The organism is Sphingomonas sp. NPDC092440, assembly GCF_044754985.1.
Classification (GTDB): domain Bacteria; phylum Pseudomonadota; class Alphaproteobacteria; order Sphingomonadales; family Sphingomonadaceae; genus Sphingomonas.
Genome location: NZ_JBIVQA010000021.1, coordinates 1 through 21896, shown reverse-complemented (window position 1 = coordinate 21896; position 21896 = coordinate 1). Strand labels below are relative to the sequence as shown.

The following is a 21896-nucleotide window of genomic DNA, read 5'->3' as shown; positions in this document are numbered from 1 at the left end:
GTTTCAAGGCGCCTGCCTCTCTTGTGCAGCCGATCCGCCTTCGCGTCACCGCACCGACGAGGGTAAGATCACATAACGCTAAGCGACCTTTGGCTCGCCTACCATGACAATATGTTGGAAAAGCTTGCTGGTGCGTTCCCCGGCAGGCGCGGCCATGGCGGCGGCGATCGCGGCTTGGTTCAAGCGATGGTGGGTCGGGGCCGTGCCTCCGCCTCCGGATTGCGGCCCAGGACCATGAGCAGGCGGGGCCGAGCCAAGGGCGCCATTATCATCCGCCTCGGCCGCGGCGATCACCCGCAGGCTGTTTATCGGTGCGGTGGGATCGGGTCGAATGTTCGGCATTTGCGGTGCGGGGATCTTGGTCAGCGCGACCATGGCCTTCTCCGTATAATAGCGGATTTTCTTGCCATAGACGGGCGGGATGCCGAGGCGCAGGACGATCATGTCCTTTTCGGGGAGCTGCATCAGCTCTTGAGGAAGCATCAGGGGCCGGCGCTGATCGGATTCCGATACCGAGCCGCCCCCACGGCCCCACATGCCGAAGGAGCGCGACTTGGCGCGAAACGTATAAGTGCCAAGCCGTTCGGAAATATCCTTCGCATCATCGTTGGTCGCGGGGCGCATGACCATTTGGACGCCGCAGTTGGATTCAATCTCCGTGGCGACTTTCGGCCCATAGACGTTCTCGAGCTGCGCTCCGCTCTGGATGACGGGGAGGAGGCGAATGCCATAGCCGGCGACATAGCTGAAGCCATTGGCGATCACCGACGCGCGGCCGAGGCGCGAGAACTCGTCGAGCAAGAGCAGCAAGCGAACCTGGTGCTTGTTGCCCGAGGGCAGCTCGCGGACATTGAGGTCAATGAGCTGCTGGAAAAGCAGGCCATAGATCGGTGCCACGCGATCCAGATCATCCGGCGAGACGCCGAGATAGAGCGAGATCCGCTTGTCGCGGAACTCGCGCAGATCGAAATCGCTGACAGCCGTTGCCGCATCGACATAGGGGTTCAGCCACAGATTGATCTTGGCGGTGACGGACTGGCGGGTTGACGTGAAGGTATTGGCCGAGGCCATGATCCAATCCCGCAGCGCCGACACGCACGCCCCTGATAGCGGTTTGCCCTCCCGCTCGCGCTGCGAGATGATTTTGGGAAATCGCTTTTGTGCATCGCCGGCGGCGAATTGGCGGTAGATTTCGCCGATGGTGAAGGGGAGCGCATCGTCGCCATCATCCACCGTGGCGGCGACATAGGCCGCGACACCGAGAAACGCCGTCCTTGCGCTTTCCGCCCAAAACGTCTCGCCCTGCAGGGGCAGGGGAAAAAGCATGACGCTGATTTTTTGCAGCTCGTTGACGACTTCGACCTGATCGCGTCGGTTGATGTACGCGAGCGGGTTGTAGCGGCATGTGCGACCGTGGGCATCGAGCGGGTTGAACAAGAGTGTTTGCTGGCGAAGGTTCGTCATCCGAAAGCCTGCTGTCGCCGCCCAATTCTCTTGCTTCACATCGAGGACGACAACCGAATCCGGCCATTGGAGAAGGTTCGGGATCACGACGCCGACGCCCTTGCCGGCGCGGGTGGGTGCTTCGAGCAAGACATGCTCGGTTCCCCCAAAGCGCATGAACTTGCCATTGATGCGGCCGAGGAGAATGCCGGCATCCTCCAAGAGCTTGGCCTTGCGGACCTCGCCGATCCGCGCCCAGCGGGCTTCGCCGTGGAGCTTCTGGCCCGTGAAAAGCGACGACACGATACCGATCAGGCAGACCGCGAAGGCGATGAAGAAACCGGCGAGAAACGGCTTCCACACGATCGGCAAGTGGCGCATCGACCATAATGCACCCGGAACGCGCGCCCAGGGCGTGTGCGCCGAGAGGAGATGCGCCTTCCAAAGGACCACCACGGCGCCGATCGCGGCGCTTATCATCAAGCCTATGATGACGAGGAACGCGATGGCGGCCGGCTCGGACGCCCCTTGGTTGCGAACCATTTTGCCGCTCATAATGCGATCCTCCGCTCGAATCTAATCGCGAGGCTTGCCCGCAGGATCGAACCACACTTCCGTCATACGATAGCGCGCCGGCTTCCCGTCACCTGGGGGAAGGCGGTGCATCTGCACGACGATATCAACCAGCGAGCGCAACAGGGCGCGGATGTCGTGCCGATCGAGATCGTTGCCGCCTTCCGATTCCTTGACCAGCAGCGTAAGCTGTTCCAGCGCACCTTCGGCCGTATTGGCATGGACCGTGGTTATCGAGCCTGGATGGCCGCTATTGACGTTGCGCAGATAGAAGAAGGCGGTGCCGTCGCGTAGCTCTTGGAGCAGGATGCGATCGGGTCGCATACGCAACGCCGATTCCAGCAATTCCTTTGCGCCAGCTTTTTGAAGGCCCTTTCCGTCCTTAGAATACATCATGTGGACGTGGTTGCGCTGTGGCACCACCAGCTCGCGGGTGTCTTCGATCGTCAGGATGCGCTCGTAATCGGGAATGAGCCTAATCAGGCCCTTGGAGAAGCTCGTCTTGCCGGAACCCGTGGCGCCGGAGATCAGGATATTTTTGCGGGATTCGACCGCGAGCCGGAAGAAGCCCTTCCAGTCGCCGGCCTCGCGAAATCGCATCAGCGCGGAGTCGACCTCTTCATGCAGGCCATGAGCGCGGACCTCACTGAAAAGCCCGGCGCGGTCGAAATCGTCGATGTCCATAGAGACGCCCGACGCTTTCCGGATCGTGATCGAGACGAAGCCCCGCTCCACGGCAGGGGGGACGACGACCTGCGCGCGCTCGCCTCCCGGAAGAACCGAGGAGACGATCGGATATTCGGCGGTGACATCCTGTTTGGTCAGACCTGCGATGAGCTTCGCGAGCGTCATGAGGGCCGCATTGTCCAATGCCGGCTCCTTATGCCATTCCCAACCGTTGCGCGTCTCCAAGCCGATCAGGCCCGGCTCATTGATGACCAGCTCCGTCACGTCCTCGCGGGCTAGGTGACGCTCTATCGGCGCCGCATTGTGCTGGTATATCGACGACGCCACAAATCAGCGCCTCAGTCGCACGTCATAGACGGACCGGAAATCGAAATCCTTGGCGACGAAGATTGCAGCCGTATCGCCCTGATTCTTCTTCAGGATCGGCTTGATCTGCATGGTTTGGTTGAGGACCGTCTGTGCAGTATTGCCCGGAACCTGTGTCGAGTAGGTGCCTTCGCCGGCGACGGCGCGACTGGCGATGTTCGACGCATCTTCCAGCACCGAGATCACAAGCCCCATGCCGAAGCGCGCCCAAAACTGCGTATCGACGCCTCCCGGCAGGCCGGCGCGGCCAAGGCTATCAGCCGCAGGCGATCCCAAGTCGATCGCCACACCGCGCGGCGTGAGTGCGCGCGTCCATAGGACGAACAAGCGAGCCTGCCCCTGTGTGATGCCGCCCGAATATTGCCCCAGCACCTTCGTCCCTTTGTCGAGCAGGACGATGCGACCATTTTCCGAATAGACGTCATGATTGATGACGCAGTTCACGAAGCCCGCCTGCGTCGAGTTGATGGCCGTCTGCAGAGTGCAGGGTATGACCGTGCCAGCGCTCAACAGAAGGCTCCGATCGGGGATCACGCTCGCCCGTACTGTCTGGATCGCCGCATGGTTGAGCTGATCGCTGAAATCGGTCGATCCCTTACCCGACGGGCCGGCATCATCATTCTGCCCGAAGCCGCTGGCCCCGAAGTTGCGCGGGCCGCCTGGCTGGCCTTGCCCTTGGCCCTGCCCATCGCCTTGAGGCTGGCCATTCCCTTGCGGTTGCTCGGCCGAGACGAGGCTTGTCCCCGGTGATCCGGCGGATGCGATACCCGTGCTGCCGAACGCCATGATCGGCGATCGGCGCGCAGCATCCGCCATCGAGCGTGCCTGTTCGGCTCGCTTCTGCTCTGGCGTCTCCTGACCATTCGCCGACACCGGCGCCGGATTCCCGTTCGCATCGGTAGCCTGGTTAGGCGTCGCCGCGATCGGGCGGCCGAACATATCGGTTTGCGGGGCATTGGGTTGGCCGAGCTGGCCGGCGAGCTGCGCGCGCTGCGCGTTCGGTGATCCCATCACATCGGCCACGGCCCGATCGCTGGCTTTTGCCGGCTGCTCGGCGGGCTTTGCGGAGCCGGAATGGTGGAATGCACCATAGCCGATCGCAATGCCGCCCATGGTGCCGATCAGTGCGAGGCCGGCGCCGAGGAAAGCGATATTTCCCCAACCGCCGCTGCGCGCAATGGGGCTGCTCTGCTCGCTGGGGGGGACGGTATCGGCGCCGACTTCGCCGCCGCGGTCAATGAGGTTATCGGCCATCTTACTGCCCCTTCACTTTACGTTCGACGATGTTGGAGACGGTCCCCGTCCGATCGCCGCGATCGTTGCGAGGGGGCGCTTCATTGTAGATGCACAGCACCACGTTGCCGCGACGGAGCCGAAGCTGCCGATAGACCGCATGGATCACGACAAAATCCTCGCGCACGTCGTAGGGAACGATCGTCTCGGTCCCGTCCACGTCAACGGCAAAAATTGAAGGTATGTCGGCGTGGCCTGGGTAGCGCAGCACCGTGAACTCGCCATTGTCGGAGATCTCGGTGGGCTGGAGCGAGGAGTCGCCCTGCACCGTGTAATTCATGTTTCGCGTTCCTTCGATCACGGCATGATCGAGCGCGGCTGTGGTGATGTTGTTTTCGACCGCGCGCGCGGCCTGTACCTCGGCGAGCTGGGTCTGAAGCGTCGCCATAGCTCGCTCCTCGCGCGGGTAATGGAACCGGATGCCATACATTGCCTCGCCGGCGCCGAGAGTGAGATTGAAATGATAGGTGCGCGGCGCGCCGTTGACGTTGGTGACGACGATCAGGTTGGTTCCGCCAGCCTTCTCGCGCGGCTTGAGGAACACGATGTTGCCGACGGGCGCGATTTGCCATGAGATCGTGTCGCCCAACGCCGCCTGCGTCACGGTTTCATTGGGGCCGAACTGGATTTCGATCGCATGGCGAAAACTGCCCACGATCGTCACGACCTGATCGGGATCGTAGTTGACGTTGCGGACCCGCGCATCCTTTGGGCCAGGAACGGGCGTCTCGGATGCGATAGCCGGATGCGGAGCGAGCGTGACGGCCACGGCCCCAACGACCGAGAAGACGACGAGCCGGTGCCACACCGCCCCGACACCACGCCAGAAACGGCTTTTGGCGCCGCTATCCGTCACCACCAGCTTGCTTGCCGGAGGCGAGAGGCGCTCGCCCAGCTTCTTGCGGAGCGCGGGGAGGAAGGGGATCACGACGCGATCGGCGCCGTCCATGGTCTTCGGCTGTTCGGTCATGTCACGCCTCCGGGTCAGAGCGATAATTCACGACCTGGAAGCCGAGAGGATTCAGGTTGCGATCCTTCTCATGCTCGGGGGCCGTGGTGAACTTGAAGGTCATGATCGCGTTCCAGTTCTGCGCGACCGGCGTGTTCTGCCCCATCGTGATGATCTTCGTGTAGCGGACTTGCGCCACGGTCGGGCTCAGGAAGCTGATCGTGCGGATTGCGATCGAGACGAAGCCTTTGTCGCCGTAGATGTTCGACGGGGCATTGCTGTTGCCAGATTGAACGCCGTTGAGATAACGGCCGCCTTCAGCCTGGTCGCTCATTAGCATCACCGTATAGGCGTTCTCACGAGCTGCATCGTTCAACCAGCCCTCGCGCAGCCGCACATATTGCGAAATGAAATAGCGATTGACCGCATCGTCGTAGGTGCGGGGCTGAGGCCCCTTGAGGGCCGTCACGATCTCTGCCTCGCCCGAGGTCTTATCAACCCGGATCACATAGGGCTGTACGGTCTTGAGAGGTGTGAGCATGACGACAGCCGCCACAGACGCGACCGCGAGCGCACATGCCCCTCCCGCGACGGTCCACGCCACGCGCCGGGACTGGATCGCCGCGCGCATTCGGTCGTATTCCCACGTCCTCGCGCTTTCGAGGTATTTTTCCTTATCTTCTGCCTTCACCGTAGCCATGGCGTCGATCCCTTCGTCAGCAGGGGAGGTAGGACAGCGCAACGGCCCGCTGGGACGTCCCCGGCGCTGACGGTAGAGTGTTCATGGCGCCTCGCTTCGGAGGCGTGGCGGGTTCCTGGCCGGCGTCGGGGGCTGATGCTGGCGGCGCCGGCAGCGGCGCCGGGCCGGGGACATCAGGTGCGGGCGAGGCTGCCGGTGGAGCCACCATGGACTGTCCGCCTCCACCTTGCGATGCGGGCAGCGGGACAGGGAGTGTCGGCAGAATCGTGCCGTAGAGATTGGCGGGGCGGCGATGCTTGCCGTCGCATACCGGAGCGGGCTTGATGTGAGTCCCGGTGCATCCGCTAAGTGCGAGGGCACCTAACGCCACGATAGTCAGCCTTTTCATAGAATCTCCGTCCGTCTTTTCCGCGATGTTCCCAAGGTTCATGAGTGGAGAGCGGTCAGCCGCCCCCGGAAGCAGATCGAGCGACGGAGCCGCCAGTCGCGGGGGCTCCACCAGCGCGGGGCGTGTTCGCGGCCAAGCGTCGGAACATCAGGCGATTGGCCGCCATGTTCATGCCGGTTTGCAGGAAGCCATGGCCACCCGAGGACGCTCCGCCCGCGATGCCCGAAGCGATCGAAGGCGCTTGGAAGAAGAAGATCGTGCCGACGATGTAAATCGCGCAGCACGCGACGGTCGCCACAATCATCAGGTCGGTGTTGAGGACCGCGTAGGTATCCTCCATCTGGACAAAGTTGGACGCATCGCCGATCGACCCCATGATGCCGTCCATGGAGGCTTCCTGAAGGCCGGTGATGAACTTCGTCATGATCGCCATGACGACCATCAGGAGGATGTAATTCGCGGTCTGTTTGAGCCAGCCATCAAAGAGCCAGCGCGAGGAGTTGAATAAGAGGCAGGCGAGCGCGAGCGGCGCGAGCGCAACGCAGATCGACACAGCCAGCTTCGCGAAGATGACGATGCAGAACCCGACGGCGGCCGACAGGAAGGCGAACACATAGAGGACGCCGATGCAACCATAGGTCACAAGCGCGGACTGCAACTGGATCAGCGGCGTGCGGAAATCGGTGATTCCCTGTGAAGGCATCTGCTGGATGGTCGCGTTCGCCTGTTCCATCCGCGACGCCAATTTGCCGGTATCGGAGACGTAGGTATCGAAAGTGGTGCCGGGGTTAGTGACAGGCGTTCCCGATCCCGCCGAAATGATGTCGGACGGGAGCTGCGTGGCGACGTTCACGACGAGCGCCGAGTAGCCGACGGCGCTGGCTGCTGCTATCGCGAAGCCGACCTTGCCGGCTTGGAATACCAGCTCGCGCAAGGGGGCCTGGATTGCGCCGCGAAGAACCGCGAAACCCAGAAGCAGGAAGTAGATTGTCGCGGCGACGCCGAGTGGCGCAGCCACGAAGCTGACAAGACCGGACCCGAAGCTCGCCACGGCCGATGTAATTGCGCTTTCTACATAGCCATACATGGTCGTGAAAAGGACCATGAGATTGGGCGAACTTCCTGCCATCGGTTTATACCTTGTTCAAAGTGGCTGGATCATTTCGAGTTGATCTTTTGCATGGCGATCGAGCGCCGCGCTTCTCGCGTCGTGAAACAAAGATTATCCTTCTGATCGGCAGGGAGATTGCTGTATTCCCCGCTGTCACATTTCGTTTTCCATTCCGCGAGAAGCTGCGGATTCTTTATCAGCTCGTCCGTTGTCGGGACCGCAGGGGGTTGTTGTTGACAGCCGGCAGCGGCCAGGGCGAAGCACAAGACGAGCAGCTTTCGCATGGGTTACTTCCTGAGAGTGTTGGCGTCGTAGAATGAGGCCGCATTGCGGGCAGCCGAGGTTTGCGCCGTCGCGATCGCAAGGTTCGCGTGTCCAAACTGAGCCGTCTGGATCGCCTGCAACTTCAGCATGTCGTTCTGGAGCTGCGCCTGCTCGACCGAGATACGGGCGTTCAGGTCCATCACGTCCTTGGGGTCTTTGGCGCTCGACAGTTGCTCGCGGAGCTGATCGAGGAGCTGCATCCGCTGCTGCGTCACGTTCAACGTGTTCTCGCCGAAGGCGGCCGTAGCAGCGGCAGAGCCGGTCGCATCCTTGAGCGCCTGGTTGTAGGCGGTGTCCGCGTCCGACCCGGAGGACGAAATCGTGTAGCGGGACTGGATGCTGCTGGCGAGCGAGCCCAGCGAGCCGATCTTGGTCAGATCGCCGCCTAACAGCGTTTGTGCGTCGATGGTCGTGTTTGGCAGGAGGTTGCGCGTCTGAGAATTGAAGAGACTCGATGCGATGCTGTTCACGTTCGTCAGCTTTTGCAGCGAGTTGAGCGTGTTGGTGGCGGTCGAGATTTGCTGCTCGCCCTGTTCGATCATCTTGATCGTGTTCTGAACGGTCGCGAGGGCTTGTATGTAGCCCGTGGAATCGAAAACCGGGATACCCTGCGCCGAGGCCGGGGCGGCGGTCGCAGCGAGCGCCAAGGGCGCCGCTGCGAACATGATGATGTGCTTGAGCGACATATCAGCTTCTCCTTTCATGTGCGTAGAAGAGCGGCAGCCACGCCGCAGGATCGTTGCCCGCTCGGGCAATGGCATCTTCCATGACCGCCAGAGTTTCGGCGCGGCCAGAAAGCACGGATAATTCATCGCCCATTCCGCCGAGATCGAGCTTCGCAACGATGGACGTGTGGCCCTGCTTGACGAGGAAGCAGCGGCTCTCCGGTGTCAGATCCTCGCGGATCAGGCGGTATTCCGCTTCCGTTAGGCCCAAACCGTCGCAATAGTCGGATTTCTTGGCATCGGAATTGGGCAGGAGGATCTTCGTCGCGGTCTGTTCGATGATCGAATGCGCAATCGGCGAGCGCAGGGCGTCAGCCGGGGATTGGGTGCCGAAGACCATGAACGCATTGCGCTTGCGGAAGGTCTTGAGACCGTCCTGTGCGAAGGCCCGGAAAGCGTCGTCCTGTAATGCCTTCCAGAACTCGTCGATGTCCACCACGACACGCTGGCCGTCCAGCAGCTCGTCGACCCGATGGAAAAGGTAGAGCATCATCGGCGTGCGGATTTCCGGGTTTTCGAGGAAGTCCGTCATGTCAAAACCGACGAAGCGGGCCGCCAGCGACACTTCATCGACCGGGCCATCGAACGCCCAGCCCAATGGGCCGCCCGAACACCAGCGTTCGAGCCGCGCACCGATGCCCTCCGCGTCCGAGTAGCTTAGCAACTCACGCAGATCGTGGAATGATCGCTTCTCGGCAGGGAGCTTCATCACCGCATCAAGGCCATCGTCGATCAGCTTCTCTTCGCCGACCGTGAGCGGCCGCCCTTCGCGCCGCACCAGCACGCGGATGAACTGGCGGAGAAACGCCATGTTTTCGTGTGTCGGCGAGAGACCCTTCAACGGGGCAAAACCCGTCGGTTCGCCGTTCCTCAAGGCCAGATAGGTGCCGCCACAGGCACGCACGAAGATCTCCGCGCCCCGGTCCTTGTCGAAAAAGACCTGCTTGGCCCCTGTCTTTTCAAGCTGTGCTTGCAGGAAGTTTTGCAGCACCGTCTTGCCTGCGCCGGTGGGGCCGATGATAAGCGTGTGGCCGATGTCCTGCCGGTGGAAATTAAACCAGAAGGACGAGCCGGCGCGCGTCTTGAGAAGCGTCACCGCCTCGCCCCAATGGTTCCCCGACTTGCGACCCGCAGGGAAGGTGTAGAACGGGCTGAGGGCTGCGAAATTGCGGCTGTTGATGACCGCAGGCCGCGCCCGCATTTTGAAATTGCCGGGAAGCTGCGCCCAAAACGCCGCTTCCAGCGCCACGTCCTCGCGGGCCATCACCATGCCGGTATCGGCCGCGGCGGAACGCGCAATGGAGAGTCGATCGAGCAGGCGCCGCTTGTCATCGTCCATCACCGCGATCGACAAATGATGCTCGCCCAGGACGAAGCGGTTCGCCATCAGATCATCGACGCCATCCAGCAGCTCCATGGCCTGACTGACGCCGGCATCGTCGGACGACACCATTTGCTTGTATTTTTTCGTGAAGCGCTCGCTCGCCACGGACTTTACCAGCGGCGCGAAGCTCTGCGTCAGCACGAACGGGAAATCGAGCGTCAGCAGGCTATTGAACTGCCCCGTCCGCGTCGTGGCGACATATTCGCGGACGCCGAACATACCGAGCCAGTGCGACTTGTCGGGGAGCCGAATTTCAGCGGCCTCGCGCCCGAAGATCACCCGCGACGTATAGAGGGCCTGCCCGAGCCGCCCGTTCAACAGCGGCACGCGGATGCGGTCGCCGGTCAGGATGAAGTGCAGCACCTCCATGGGTTGCGAGAAAAGGTTGCCGTTATGCTCGTAGAGCGAGAGCGGCGTCGGGCTTGTGTCCGCCAGCAGCGATTCAAAATCGCGGCATTTGTCTGCCATGATCGCGAGAGCGCGATCGTCAATCTCCGCACCGGGTTGGCGCTTGGCGAAAAGGCGTGTCACCTGGTCGCCGGCCATGTTCGAGGGCCGCACGATGATCGTGACGTAAAACTCGTTGTGGTAGAGAACCTTTTCCTTCAGCCGCTCCGCGTAACGCTCCTGTAGCGTGCGGGCGAAATCGGAATGGAACTCGCCTTCAAGGATAGGGTCCGTCGCCGTGCGGACGAGGTGCGTCCAGAGGGCAACCCGATCGTCACCGATCGAGCGCCACGCGATGTTGAGCTTGTTATGCCATGTGTTGAGATCGGCGATGTCGCTCGTCTCGAACGGCCGCCCGTCGACGCGATACATCCGCATGAGTGAGCCGTCTTCCAGCGCGACGATCGTGTCATCGACATGCCGCGTGTAGGGGATGAATTTGATGTCATCCGCTTCGCGAAGGGCGACCTGTTTGTGCTTCAGGGTGAATTTAGCCATTGCCGAATTGCTTCCGCTTCACGCCTTGGGACAGGCGGACGGGAGAGTAGCTCCCGCCCCCCCAGAATTTGCGGTTTTTGGAGAGAAATACGGTCTGAAACCAAAGGCCCCACAGCCGAAACGCATTGTAGTCGTAGTGGACTATCATGCGGGCCGGGAAGTAGAGCGCTCCGAACATGGCCAGGGGGAAGAAGGGATTGTGCATGATCCCCCAAAAAACCATGCAGACCATGATGATCGGCAGGATCGCCTCCAGCGGCAATCCCATGAACACCGATGGCCTGGTCAGGGCGAGAAAGACCTTATCCTCGGCCAGCTTGTCCATGTTAGCTGCCCGATCCGCCCATCCAGCCCACGATGGTCGCGGCCGAGAAGATGATGCCGATCCCGATCAGCACGGTGACGGCCCGCCCCCAATCCATGCGGCCGGTCAGCTTTGCATAGCCGACGGCCATCACGGCGATGATGCCGACCACGGACGCGATCGTGGTCATCCATGTCTTGATGGTCGTAAGGCCGCTCTCGATGGCGGTGCCGTCCGCAAGGGCCGGCTGCGCGATCGAGATGAGGGCCAGGGCGCCGGCGAAGCCGACGAGTTGGCGGGCGCGGCGATCGGACATCATCCGGCCCAACTTCGATGTGAATTTCATACGGTACTCCATGGCTGGAATTACCTCTCCAATGTTGGGGAGGACTGGACCGGCTCTATTCGCCGAACGGGAGCCGGTTCGCGGACCGACACATCAAGGCCGCGCCGAAGCACGTCCGAGATCATCTGCCGACTGTCACGGGTCTCCGACGCAACCTGCATCGCATCCCCTTTGAAGACCTCGGCGATATGCTGTTCCATGGCCGCCTGCGCCTGGAGCGCGTTGGCAAGGCGCGGTTCGGCCGCGATCGTGTCGGCAGCACCGTGGAGAAATAAGTCAGCCAGTTCCTCGCTATCGCGATGCCGCTTGGCCTCTTCTGATCGCTGGCGCTCCTCGCGAACGACCTGGGCGTCCCGCTCGGGCTGGGGCTGGCGATCCTGATCGCGTGTCGAACGCGCGACCGCCCGCTCCTCCTGAGCCCCATAGATCTGATCGACCAGCGCCGATGCCGTCTCGCGGACCGCGCGCGCACGCGGATCGCCGCTCGTCTCCAGCTCCCGGATTCCCCGCTCGAACACGCGCTCGACGATCGCCCGCTCGTCGAGCGCGGCCCTCTCGCCGGCTTCGCGAGCTGCGGCCGGAGAAGGTCTGCGCTGGGCGCTCGCATCGACTTCCGGGGAGCCGACGGCGCCATCGCTTTCCGATGCGGCGCTCGCGACCGTTTCCATGGCCTGCACGGCCCGCTCGGCGGTTTGGGCGGCGTTGGCCGGCGCTCCACGCGTCGCCGCTTCCTGCCTGCGCTCCTCTTCCCGGCTCCGCAGGCCCGCCATCCGCTCGGCTTCGGCGAACGACGGCTCGTAACCTTTGACCGTCAAACCGGCGCGGGAGCCGGCCTCCCATACCGCCTTGGTAAACTCGGGCGTCCCATGAACGTCAATCGTTTCCCAGCCATTATGCTGCGCGAGTCTGACCAGCGCAGCTATCGTTTCGGGATCTTCGTCGCGGGCGATGATCCGGTCATCGATGATTTCGAGCGACGGGTTCAACCGATCCCCGGCAAAGAACACGCCGAGGCGTCGATTGCCACCATCGGGGGATTCGACAACCCGCATGGAGTACCGCTTCGCCATATCGGGCGGGATCTCGAACGTGGACCGTTCGGGAGCGGCCTGCGCAAGCGCCGATTGGATGGACGCGCTTTGGGCGAGGCTTTCGGCAAGGTCTTTGCCGTGATCGGCCCCATGTTCGGCAATCACCACATCGGGAGCGCCTTCCGAACCGGGCCGGCTCAGCGCTGACATTTGCTCGGGCAGGCGAACGCCGCCCTGTCCGTCTATATGCGTGCCGACGCCCAGAGCCTCTTTGGCTTCCGGCGCCCTCGATTCCACCAGACGCTTGAAATCCGGGTCCGCCACCAGCTTCCGGGCGCGATCTTCGGCGAGCGGATCGCGGCTGTTGCCCGTGGTGGCAATCAAAGTCGCATCCTTCCCAGCATAGATCGCGACTTGCTCTTGGTCGCGATAGTCGGCGCTGGGAGAAAAGCTGCTGACCACGAGCCGCGTATCGGCGCGCGTGCTGGGCGCGATGGAATTGGTCTCGCTCATTTGAAGACCTCGATATCGTTGGAAGCAATTTGGCCGACCACCCAGCTATCGCGATCGTTCGCTGGCCCGTTATTCGAGGCCGGCGTGTCGCTCGCGGGCGTGGAAGGAACGGGGAGAGCTGGCGGCGCCTGGACGGAACCCAGCGCGGCCGCGGCCGACCACACGCGGCCGACATAGCCGTTGCGAAATCCCCGCGTCAGCGTTCCGGTATTGTAGAGCGAATAGGTCGCGGAGATCGCATCGAGGCCCGTGTAATGCCGGGTTGCCAGACCATAGCCTTCTTGCAGCACAGCGGAAGCGAGCCGCAGATTGGTGCAAGGATCGAACACCTCTTCGACCGAGACCCCGAGGCGCGCGAAATTGGCCGAATTGACCTGGGCCAAGCCGACATCGACGGTGTAGCCAGCAGCGACATAGCGACGGACGATCGCTGCGCCTTCAGCGACGGAGCCGGCACGAACGCGCGGCCCCTTGTTGACGTTGATCTTGAGGGAGTCGCCGCTACTCTCCGTCATGACGAGCGGCACAACCGCTTCGGTCGCGATTTCCGGCGCGCATTGCTGCGCCAGCGTGGCAATGGCGGCGACCGCGTAGATCATTGCTGTGTCACCGTCTGGTATCGCGTGTCGAGCGCGTAGCTCGACACGGCACCGTCTGACTGCGTGACCGTCAGATTATAGCCGTGCTTCACCTTCTTGGTGCGAATGCCGACGCCCGTGCATGTCGGGAACGAGCCGCCCATGGCGAGGACATTCCAGAGCTTCGTGATAGGCGGGACGCACTGCGCATATTTCGTGGGGGAGCCGGGGGTGGCGAGGCAGAGAACCACCTGGCAACCCCAATCCGACGCATAGGCCGGTTGCGGCGCGGCGACCGCCACAATCCCAGCGCCGCACAAGGAAAGCGCCCCCGAGGCGCCCCCCAGCTTGTTCAACAATCGCCCGATCATGAACCACCTCCATGAGATACGCGCCACTCTTCCGCCGCGAATACGTCCCATCGGGGCGGCGCTTTCTCGGTGGGTTGCAGGGCCGACACGGGCGCGGAGGGCGCATCGGTTCCAGAGATTGCAGATGGACGGCGAACGTCGGCACTGGCGACATTGACGATCCAGTCCTCGTCCTCTTCGACGGGCCGGATGCGGTCGATGACCTGTCCAGGGCGCGCGAACGCGATATGCCAATGATTGGAGTGACCCCGATCCCCCGGCCCAAGCAGCTCTATGAGCCGGATGCCGCTTTGCCCCATAAGGGCGCGGATTTGGTCGCGCGTGATCGAGTTGACGCCGGCAGCAGGGACGAAATCCACGGCTTGCCCGAATTTGTGCCAGCTATAACGCGCCCCGTATGTCGCGTTCATGGGCCTGATTGTGTCGGTGATGCGGGCGGCAAACGCCCGCCGTAGCAGCGCTGTTACCCCCGATACCGTAGCCGTGGTGGGGATGGAGGCCCGTTGCGAACCATCATCGACCTGCGCCAGCGCGCACGGGTCGAACACGGATGCCGGAGTGATGCCGTATGTCGCGAAGTCCCGGCCCTTGATCGCAAGCGGTCCGGCATCGAAGTCCGCGCCGAGCGCAAGCAGATCACGCACTGTCGCTTCTGCGTCGGCCTCATTGTCGGGCTGACGGGTCAGCGAGGCGCCCGTGTGAACGATGATCGCGTAGGGCGGTGCCGGGGTGGTCACGGCAGCGCCCAACCCTGCTGCGCAGAGCTGAATCGCCTTTGCCGTAAGCACCGCTGGAAGCATGAACGCCTGCTCCGTCAGATACAGTCCATAAAAAATAGTGGACGATACTGACGATCATGGCAACACTCAATCGCATCCGGGGAATTGGATTTTGAGCCGTTACGAAGGTGTGTTCATCTCCCCTCCCCTCGTTCACCATGTTGCCGAGACAGCAAGCCTAGCATAGAAAACATGGCTTTTAGGGGAGCCGGAGCCTTTGGGCTGACGGCCCCTTTCGGTGAGGCGTATCGCGCAAAGGGCAGAAGATTGAGAACAACCGTCGCTTTCCTTGCGGAAACACCCGGTTCGGCGACCCTGGAAGATCAAAAGGCGGTCCTAAGCCCTGATGACATCGTTGTGGAGGCGGGGAAAAAGAGTTTCAACCAGCTCGGCGAACTGCTCGCACGCAACGGCATCAAGCTCGCCTCTGGAGATCGGATCAAGGTCTTCGACCTATCATGCCTGGCGCTTTCAACGAACATGCTCATTCGCGTGCTGGCTAAGACGTTGCGTGCCGGCATCAGCGTTGAGATCGTGTCACAAAAGCTTGTCATCGAACCCGGTGCGACAAGCGAGATGCACGTTTTGCTTGATACCCTGGACGGCCATTACAGGCATATCCATGGTATCAAGACCCACCCGGCAGACACCGCGCCCCAGGGTCGCAAACGCCTTCTCGATCCCGACAAACTTCCCGAGATAAGGGCAAAGCTCGACAAGCCGGGAGCGACCGCGACCGACGTGGCGCAGGAGCTAGGAGTCGCGAGATCCACGCTTTTCAACTACCTCGAACGATACGACAGGGAGCGGCGCATCAGTCGGGGCAAGAAGGTTGTAAAGGGGGGTGTTGAGGGCCGCGGCGATGATGCTCATGTCCCGAAGCGTGATGCGGATAAAAGACCCGTTTAGCATATTCTGGATACGCTTGGCCGGGATTGCGCTACGCTCGGCCAGTTCTTCAGTCGAAATCCCGGTCTCATTAAGCAACACTTTCACACGATCCCCGAATCGGGACCGCAAAACGACGCCTTTAGCCACACAAACTCCCTCGGTTCCCCCCCGATAGGCCCCTGTGGTTCGGTCGCGACCTCTTCTTCCGTGGCGTCTCGTGAGGTGGCGCCGATTGATCTATGTGTGTCTAATTCATGTCGCGACCGCAGTGCAATGATATTCCGTCGCAATAAGTATGTTCATTTTGGAGGGTTTTTGGCGCTTTCCTCGTCACATGGGCGGATCATATCCCATGCCTCAGCGCCTACGGCTTCCGCCAGCTTGACCATCATGTCGAGGGTAGGATTGGCTCTTCCGCGCTCGATGAAGGAAATATATGCAGCCGTGATGCCGGTCTGCTCGAACAGTTGCGCTTGCGTATAGCCGAGCGAGAGTCGGCGTTCCTTCAGCCGCTTCCCGAAAAGCTGCGCAGCAGGTGTTCCAACCTCCTCCAGTTGGAGATACTTCGGCATCCAAAAGGTCTCTATCGGTGCGACATCACGGCCGATTGGCCGTGTTCTCAATGCTACAGCTTATATCGGGAACGGTTCGTCGCGCGAGAAAAATTAATTTACAGCATCGCGTGCGGGAGCGTTTGACAGAATCGTCATTCGCTCATTAATTGGACTCATGGCACGCCCGCGCACCAAGACTCGGAGAATGACCGTAAAGGAGCTTGTCCGGCAACAGCGGGGCGAGCTTTATGCGACAGGGCACCAGAATCTCAACATGGCGCTGCCTTCGGGGCTGATCGACGAGATCGACACCTTGAAGAAGCGGTATCGGCTGCGCTCTCGCGATGCCGTCGTCGCCCGGATCATCCGCAAGTGCATGGCGACCGTCAGTCCCGACGACTTCGTGCAGCGTGCGGCCGATGGCGATGCGACGCTGCGCCGCATTTCGCCGATCGTCGCGAACGAACTGGCTGACTATGTGCAGCAGGTTCAACGCCGCTTTCGGAATATGCCTTATGGCCCTGTCTTCGAAATGATTTTCGCCGAGATTGGCAGCGACCTTTCCAACCCTGCTGTCCAGCTTGAACTCATCCAAGGCGGTGAGCAGTGATGGTGAGCCGCTCGGCCTCGATCGCGGCCGAGCGCGTGCAGTTAGAGTCGGCCGGAATGGTTCTCGAAAGCACGAAGATCGCCTCCCCGTTCGTGCTTTCGGGGACCATTAGAAAGGCGGCGCCGGCATGACGACGCTCCCTACGACTCAGGGCGAGCTTTTCAGCCTTGATAGCCCGTTGCTCACCGAGGTCCGCGGCGAGCGATCATTGATGGCCTATCCATTCTTTGCGCTGACTAAAACGGCGTGGATGAAGCCGCTGGCCTATAGGACGGACGCCGTTTCCATCGAGATTGGGCCGGGTCCGCGCGGTGTCGCGACTATCTACGACAAGGAAGTCCTGCTTTATATTGCGAGTCTGCTTGTAGCAAAGCTCGACTCGGGCGAGAAAGTCTCGCAGGACTTCTACTTTACCGCGCACGACCTGTTTCGCGTAACCGGGGTCAACAGCTCAGCCCGATCCTACGCCCGCCTATCGGACGCGCTTGAGCGTCTGCAAGGCACGCAGATCAAGACCAACATCGAGGCTGGTGGCGAGGGCGAGGCGGGTTTCTTCTCCTGGCTCTCCGAAGCGCGGTTGACCTATACCAAGACGCGCACCGGCGATCGGCGTCTCAAGGCGGTCCGCGTCCGGCTCTGCGACTGGCTCTATCGCGCGATCTTGCGTGACCGGGAAGTTCTCGATTACTCGCCGAATTACTTTCAGATCGGGCCTGTTGAACGCCGTCTTTATGAAGTCGCGCGCGCTTCGTGCGCAAATGGCGCTATTGACGTCGATATCGAAGACCTACGTCTGCAAATTGGGTATCAAAATCCCGTAAAGAATTTTCGCCATGCTTTGAAGGGCATAGCGGAAGAGGACTCTATACCCGATTATCGCATCGTATTAGGTGATAATACCAACGAGGACGTTAAGAGAAAGCGCGGCCCTCGCGCCGGCTCCGCCAAGGTGACGATCATCCCGAGGACCACCGCACCCCCATGCTGATCGCGGTGCGCCTGGCTAGTGATTCGGTCAAACCCGATAGCCGCGCACAGAATGGTTCTCGAAAGCACGAACAAACGGTTCTCGAAAGCACGAAGGGGGCGCCTTTCGGTTTCCGAAAGCACGAGTTTTTGTGCCTTCGGTTCTCGAAAGCACGAGTTTCCGATGCTTCCGCGCTCCCGCGCGGGCTGTCATTCATTGTCATGAAATTGCGGGGCCGAAGGGCGGCCCCCGCCAATCCAAGGGGTATGTGGGCCGTGAGCACATAAACGAATGCCCGGCACGAAGGCCGGGCACCCGATGAACTAGGAGCATCGTCGCCAAACGATGCCAAGGGCCATCAGACAGCCCCTCTCCTAGAGCATTTCGAGCGCAGGCTCAAGGGATGCGCGATTCGCGCCACGCATCTGCTTTGTTCGCTGACGGCCCCTTGCACGAGGGGACGAACGATGGACTTTACCCTGCGACAATCGACGGTGCCGGCTGACTCCGTGGTGGACGAGCTGCGCGCCGAAGGGATTTCCTACGAAGACATTCGCACCGCACTGGACTTGCAGGCTACCCAGCGGCAGTCCGGCGTGCCGGTTCTGCCCCTGCGCGTGATATGTGGGCTTGAGCAGCACAAGAGCACCAGCAGCAATGTCCTCCTCAACGCGACCCGCGCGATCGTCGGCACCCCCAAGGGGGGGCGGCCGACTGGCGGGCTCCACATCACGCGCCGCAAAATATGGGCGAACAGCGTCCGGACCGAAAGCGCCGAGGAGGCCGACTTCGCCCAGCGCCTCGGGAACGATCTTCGCAAGCGGCTCTATGTCGCCGGCGAGCTGACCTTCAACCTTGGTCGCAAGCTGGCGAGCGAAGCCCGCGCTGGCCTGCGTACCCTTACGGAGAGGGAGGAGGCCCTGGTTCAATTCACGCAGTCGTGTCAGCGCGTCCTCACGGCCATGCTGCGGCGTGAGCAGGGCCGAAAAGGCTGGCTGACCCCCGATTATGAGGCGATCATGTCGTGGACCGGCCTCTCGCGTTCGACCGTGCATCGCTCGCTCGGCATCCTGAAGGCGATCGGCCTGGTCGACTGGATCAGGCGCTTCATCTACTCGCGTGACGACACGAACGGCGCGCGCTCCGAGCAGACCTCCAACCTTTATCGCTTCGCGCTTCCCCAATGGCTGGCGAAGCTGATCGGCCTTCACGTCCCCATCCCTGACGACGAGGAGGTGCGCCGCGAAACCGTTCTGGAGGATCATGCGGCGATGCTCGCCAATACGTCGGGCGGCGAACGGCGTCGGCTGATGCCTGAAGATCCCAAGGCCCGCACCGACCTCGCCAATGCCGCCTTCCGGCTCGATCAGCGTCAACGTCTCGAACTCGCAGCCCGTGAGTGTCAGAAAAACACTGCTCCTCTTAGGAAGTCTATATATTCTAAGAAGGGAGAAGCGGAATCGGCCTGGACGGCCGATACGTTTAGCCCTGACGGGCCCCGCCTAGCCTAACCGCATCGCCAAAACCGCAACCTCACCGACTGGATCAACTGTCGGACCGTCGCCTGCGGCGCCGGAATGCTCCCCAGCGGGAGCAAGCGGCTTGACCTGCGCTCAAATGGCGACCGTCGTGGCTCCCGATCGTCGAAATCGGGATCGAAGGCGACGAGATCGCGCGTTTGATAGGCCAGAGGGAAATACTGGCGCTCAATTTCGCGCTCGGACGCGCCTCGGCGGATCGCCATCCCATCACCCGTCGGCGAAAAATCTCTGTCCATTTTCGTCCTATATTGTTATTTGGACACCATGACGCACACGCCGGAAACAGCAGCGCGTAAGATCGTCGCGGACCTGAAGGGCACATGGCATCGCAAGCATGGCATGGTCCGGTGCCCCGCGCACGCTGACAAGACGGCTTCGCTGTCCGTCACGCCGGGCCGCAAGGCAGTCCTTTTCCATTGTTTCGCCGGCTGCACCCAGGACGAGATCATCTCGGCGCTGCGCGACCAGCGTATCAATCCGGCGATCGACGCGCCCAGCTCGGCGCCGGAAGCCCCCGCGCGCGACCTCACTCCGCTCGCCGAGGATATTTGGACCCGCGCCATGCCGATCGCCGGCACCCCGGCCCAGCTCTACGCGGACGGGCGCGGCATCGGCCACACCACGATCGCCCGATATTCGCCAAGCGTCATGACCTATGAGCGAGGCCGCAGATTGCTCCTGCCGGCGCTGCTCGTACCGATGCACGAGGGCCGGAGATTTCGGGCGCTCCTGCGCATATTCATCGATCGCGATGGCCAGAAGGCCCGCGCCCTGGAGGAGCCCAAGCGCACGCTCGCCGACCCGCGCGGCAGTGTCGTCCAGATCGGCGCCCCGCCCGATGATACGATGAACCTGGCCGAAGGCTATGAGGACGCCGAATCCGCGATCGTGCTCAACGACCTTTCCGGCTGCGCGGCCGTGTGCGGCGTCGAACGCTATCGCGAGATCTACATTCCCGACCATGTGCGTCGCATCGTGATTTACTCGCAGCACGGAAAGGCCGCGGCCGAGGGGATCGAGCGCGGCCGGGAAAACCTCACCCGCAATGGCCGATCGGTGGTCATCGTCCCCCCTCCCCCCCGTTGCGACTGGAACGACGCCTTGATGGCGAAGCTGGCTGCCCGCGCTTGAGAGCGCGGGCGCTTCTCGGCGGCTTCGCGATACTCGTGGCCGTTATGCTTTGGCACCGGCCTTCGGCCGATCACCGTGCCCCACGGCCGAACGATCCGACCGGCTGCGCCGCGACAGGAGCGACGCAATTTTGTGATGCCGTCGCCGGCTTCTCAAAATCGCTCCGCAGTCCGATCTTGCCCTTCAATCGCGCGAGCATCCTTCCGCCCCCCGAAGTCACCGGCGCCGTCGATCCGGCCATCAATCAGGCCAATATCGACGCCACGATTTGCCGGCCCGGATATGCGAAAGCGGCGCGGCCTCCCTATTCGATCACCGGGCCGATGAAGCGCCGCCTTATGGATCAGCAGCATCCTGGCGAAAGCATGGCTAACTATGAGCTTGACCACCTGATCCCCATTTCCATCGGCGGCGCTCCGCTCGACATGAAGGATTTGTGGCTGCAACCGCGTCTCGGGCAGGCGAACGCGGCGGACAAGAACGTCCTGGCGTATGTGCTTTGGCGGTTGGTCTGCACGCATCAGGTGCCACTCGAAACCGCGCAACAGGCAATTAGCCGGGATTGGACGAAGGCGTATCAGACCTACGCAACGCCGGAAAACATCGCGAAATACCATTTCCGTCATGATGAACAGCGAGCGGATTAGCTCAATTATTTCCCGTTTTCTTCGTGTCATTTGTTGAAGGAGGAGAAGACTATGCCGAGGAACATCGCAGAATTTCGGGTTATCGGGAATGTGGGCAATAAGCGCGAGCGCGACAAGGTGACGTATGTAAGCGTCGGCGCGACCTACAATCGCCGGGATGGTGAGGAGTGGAAGAGCGAGACGCTCTGGAATAGCGTGGTGTGCTTCTCAAATGTCGCCCAGCAGGCCGCAAATGCGGAGAAGGGAGACCTGGTGCATGTGACGGGCCGCGTGCGCGAAAGCAGCCATGGTGAGCCCGACAATCTGCAATATCGGACGGAATTGATCGCCGATACCTTCTCGATCCTGGCAAAGTCCGACAAGCAGGATCAGGATCAGCAATAAGATGCAAGGGCGGGGGCGGCCTTCGGCACGGCTCTATCTACGCTGCGCTCCGACCGAACCCGCAAGCGGTTTCGTCCCATCCGGGTGACGATCCTCGCCTGAAACGGACGGCAAGCCTTCGGGCTTGCCGGCTCCCTATTCCCGCCTGCCCAGAGAGTGCAGCGGTTCTCGAAAGCACGAACGAGGTGAAGCGAGATCCGCGTCGCGGATCGCGGCGCTGATGTGCGCGGCCCCAAGTTGGCCGCGGCCGTGACGCTGCGCGGCAGAATGCCGCAATACCGACGGCACCGCTTTGGCGGCGCTGAGGATGAAGGGGGCGCCGCCCCCCTCTGTGCAAGGGCTGGACCGTCTCCGCGCGTGA

23 protein-coding genes and 1 pseudogene are annotated in these 21896 nt (G+C 61.9%); 7 read left to right on the top strand and 17 right to left on the bottom strand.

Going from position 1 to position 21896, the window contains the following annotated elements:
- Nucleotides 1–78: 78 nt before the first annotated feature.
- The 15 genes from ACIQCS_RS22710 to ACIQCS_RS22640 form a co-directional block, all read right to left on the bottom strand.
- Nucleotides 79–1998 (bottom strand): type IV secretory system conjugative DNA transfer family protein, encoded by a 1920-nt coding sequence (locus ACIQCS_RS22710; protein WP_017980852.1) that lies wholly within the window; start codon nucleotides 1996–1998, stop codon nucleotides 79–81.
- A 21-nt stretch (nucleotides 1999–2019) separates the two neighbouring features.
- Nucleotides 2020–3030 carry a P-type DNA transfer ATPase VirB11 gene (virB11, locus tag ACIQCS_RS22705; protein WP_024310571.1) on the bottom strand — a complete coding sequence of 337 codons (1011 nt, stop codon included), beginning with the start codon at nucleotides 3028–3030 and terminating at the stop codon, nucleotides 2020–2022.
- Between the two features lie 3 nt (nucleotides 3031–3033).
- A complete protein-coding gene (virB10, locus tag ACIQCS_RS22700) occupies nucleotides 3034–4323 on the bottom strand; it encodes a type IV secretion system protein VirB10 (RefSeq protein ID WP_017980854.1) in 1290 nt (429 codons plus the stop codon).
- Nucleotide 4324: 1 nt separating this feature from the next.
- A complete protein-coding gene (locus tag ACIQCS_RS22695; protein ID WP_017980855.1) occupies nucleotides 4325–5332 on the bottom strand; it encodes a TrbG/VirB9 family P-type conjugative transfer protein in 1008 nt (335 codons plus the stop codon).
- 1 nt (nucleotide 5333) lies between these two features.
- Nucleotides 5334–6011: a virB8 family protein gene (locus ACIQCS_RS22690; protein ID WP_017980856.1), complete on the bottom strand. Its 678-nt coding sequence runs from the start codon at nucleotides 6009–6011 to the stop codon at nucleotides 5334–5336.
- 443 nt (nucleotides 6012–6454) lie between these two features.
- Nucleotides 6455–7504 carry a type IV secretion system protein gene (locus ACIQCS_RS22685; protein ID WP_017980857.1) on the bottom strand — a complete coding sequence of 350 codons (1050 nt, stop codon included), beginning with the start codon at nucleotides 7502–7504 and terminating at the stop codon, nucleotides 6455–6457.
- Between the two features lie 53 nt (nucleotides 7505–7557).
- On the bottom strand, nucleotides 7558–7794 hold the full coding sequence (locus ACIQCS_RS22680) for an EexN family lipoprotein (protein ID WP_020486680.1): 237 nt from the start codon (nucleotides 7792–7794) through the stop codon (nucleotides 7558–7560).
- A 3-nt stretch (nucleotides 7795–7797) separates the two neighbouring features.
- Nucleotides 7798–8520 carry a type IV secretion system protein gene (locus ACIQCS_RS22675; protein WP_017980858.1) on the bottom strand — a complete coding sequence of 241 codons (723 nt, stop codon included), beginning with the start codon at nucleotides 8518–8520 and terminating at the stop codon, nucleotides 7798–7800.
- Nucleotide 8521: 1 nt separating this feature from the next.
- Nucleotides 8522–10888, bottom strand: coding sequence for a VirB4 family type IV secretion/conjugal transfer ATPase (locus ACIQCS_RS22670; RefSeq protein ID WP_017980859.1), 2367 nt, complete (start codon nucleotides 10886–10888; stop codon nucleotides 8522–8524).
- Nucleotides 10881–11213 carry a type IV secretion system protein VirB3 gene (locus ACIQCS_RS22665; RefSeq protein WP_017980860.1) on the bottom strand — a complete coding sequence of 111 codons (333 nt, stop codon included), beginning with the start codon at nucleotides 11211–11213 and terminating at the stop codon, nucleotides 10881–10883. Before ACIQCS_RS22665 ends, ACIQCS_RS22670 begins: the two co-directional genes overlap by 8 nt.
- Nucleotide 11214: 1 nt before the next feature.
- Nucleotides 11215–11538: a TrbC/VirB2 family protein gene (locus tag ACIQCS_RS22660; RefSeq protein WP_017980861.1), complete on the bottom strand. Its 324-nt coding sequence runs from the start codon at nucleotides 11536–11538 to the stop codon at nucleotides 11215–11217.
- Nucleotides 11539–11558: 20 nt separating this feature from the next.
- Nucleotides 11559–13082 (bottom strand): LPD7 domain-containing protein, encoded by a 1524-nt coding sequence (locus ACIQCS_RS22655; RefSeq protein WP_017980862.1) that lies wholly within the window; start codon nucleotides 13080–13082, stop codon nucleotides 11559–11561.
- A complete protein-coding gene (locus ACIQCS_RS22650; protein WP_017980863.1) occupies nucleotides 13079–13681 on the bottom strand; it encodes a lytic transglycosylase domain-containing protein in 603 nt (200 codons plus the stop codon). Before ACIQCS_RS22650 ends, ACIQCS_RS22655 begins: the two co-directional genes overlap by 4 nt.
- Nucleotides 13678–14031 carry a hypothetical protein gene (locus ACIQCS_RS22645; protein WP_017980864.1) on the bottom strand — a complete coding sequence of 118 codons (354 nt, stop codon included), beginning with the start codon at nucleotides 14029–14031 and terminating at the stop codon, nucleotides 13678–13680. Before ACIQCS_RS22645 ends, ACIQCS_RS22650 begins: the two co-directional genes overlap by 4 nt.
- Nucleotides 14028–14831 carry a muramidase gene (locus tag ACIQCS_RS22640; RefSeq protein ID WP_024310572.1) on the bottom strand — a complete coding sequence of 268 codons (804 nt, stop codon included), beginning with the start codon at nucleotides 14829–14831 and terminating at the stop codon, nucleotides 14028–14030. Before ACIQCS_RS22640 ends, ACIQCS_RS22645 begins: the two co-directional genes overlap by 4 nt.
- 171 nt (nucleotides 14832–15002) lie before the next feature.
- Here ACIQCS_RS22640 and ACIQCS_RS22635 point away from each other — a divergent pair, with 171 nt between their 5' ends.
- On the top strand, nucleotides 15003–15719 hold the full coding sequence (locus ACIQCS_RS22635) for a helix-turn-helix domain-containing protein (protein WP_017980865.1): 717 nt from the start codon (nucleotides 15003–15005) through the stop codon (nucleotides 15717–15719).
- Here the strand turns inward: ACIQCS_RS22635 and ACIQCS_RS22630 are convergent.
- Nucleotides 15708–15800, bottom strand: a pseudogene (locus ACIQCS_RS22630) (hypothetical protein); the annotation flags it as partial. The gene ACIQCS_RS22635 and the pseudogene ACIQCS_RS22630 overlap by 12 nt on opposite strands.
- A 200-nt stretch (nucleotides 15801–16000) precedes the next feature.
- Nucleotides 16001–16273: a helix-turn-helix domain-containing protein gene (locus ACIQCS_RS22625; protein WP_017980866.1), complete on the bottom strand. Its 273-nt coding sequence runs from the start codon at nucleotides 16271–16273 to the stop codon at nucleotides 16001–16003.
- A 187-nt stretch (nucleotides 16274–16460) separates the two neighbouring features.
- Between ACIQCS_RS22625 and ACIQCS_RS22620 the strand changes: the two genes are divergently transcribed.
- From ACIQCS_RS22620 to ACIQCS_RS22595, 6 genes are all read left to right on the top strand, one after another.
- Nucleotides 16461–16865, top strand: a complete 405-nt coding sequence (locus ACIQCS_RS22620) for a hypothetical protein (RefSeq protein WP_020486682.1) — start codon at nucleotides 16461–16463, stop codon at nucleotides 16863–16865.
- Nucleotides 16866–16992: 127 nt separating this feature from the next.
- A complete protein-coding gene (locus ACIQCS_RS22615) occupies nucleotides 16993–17853 on the top strand; it encodes a replication initiator protein A (RefSeq protein ID WP_017980869.1) in 861 nt (286 codons plus the stop codon).
- A gap of 446 nt (nucleotides 17854–18299) precedes the next feature.
- Nucleotides 18300–19343 carry a hypothetical protein gene (locus ACIQCS_RS22610; protein ID WP_017980870.1) on the top strand — a complete coding sequence of 348 codons (1044 nt, stop codon included), beginning with the start codon at nucleotides 18300–18302 and terminating at the stop codon, nucleotides 19341–19343.
- A 294-nt stretch (nucleotides 19344–19637) separates the two neighbouring features.
- Nucleotides 19638–20504 (top strand): toprim domain-containing protein, encoded by an 867-nt coding sequence (locus ACIQCS_RS22605; RefSeq protein WP_017980872.1) that lies wholly within the window; start codon nucleotides 19638–19640, stop codon nucleotides 20502–20504.
- 44 nt (nucleotides 20505–20548) lie between these two features.
- Nucleotides 20549–21151 (top strand): hypothetical protein, encoded by a 603-nt coding sequence (locus tag ACIQCS_RS22600; RefSeq protein WP_021233334.1) that lies wholly within the window; start codon nucleotides 20549–20551, stop codon nucleotides 21149–21151.
- Between the two features lie 51 nt (nucleotides 21152–21202).
- Nucleotides 21203–21535: a single-stranded DNA-binding protein gene (locus ACIQCS_RS22595; RefSeq protein ID WP_020486683.1), complete on the top strand. Its 333-nt coding sequence runs from the start codon at nucleotides 21203–21205 to the stop codon at nucleotides 21533–21535.
- The last annotated feature ends 361 nt before the right edge of the window (nucleotides 21536–21896 follow it).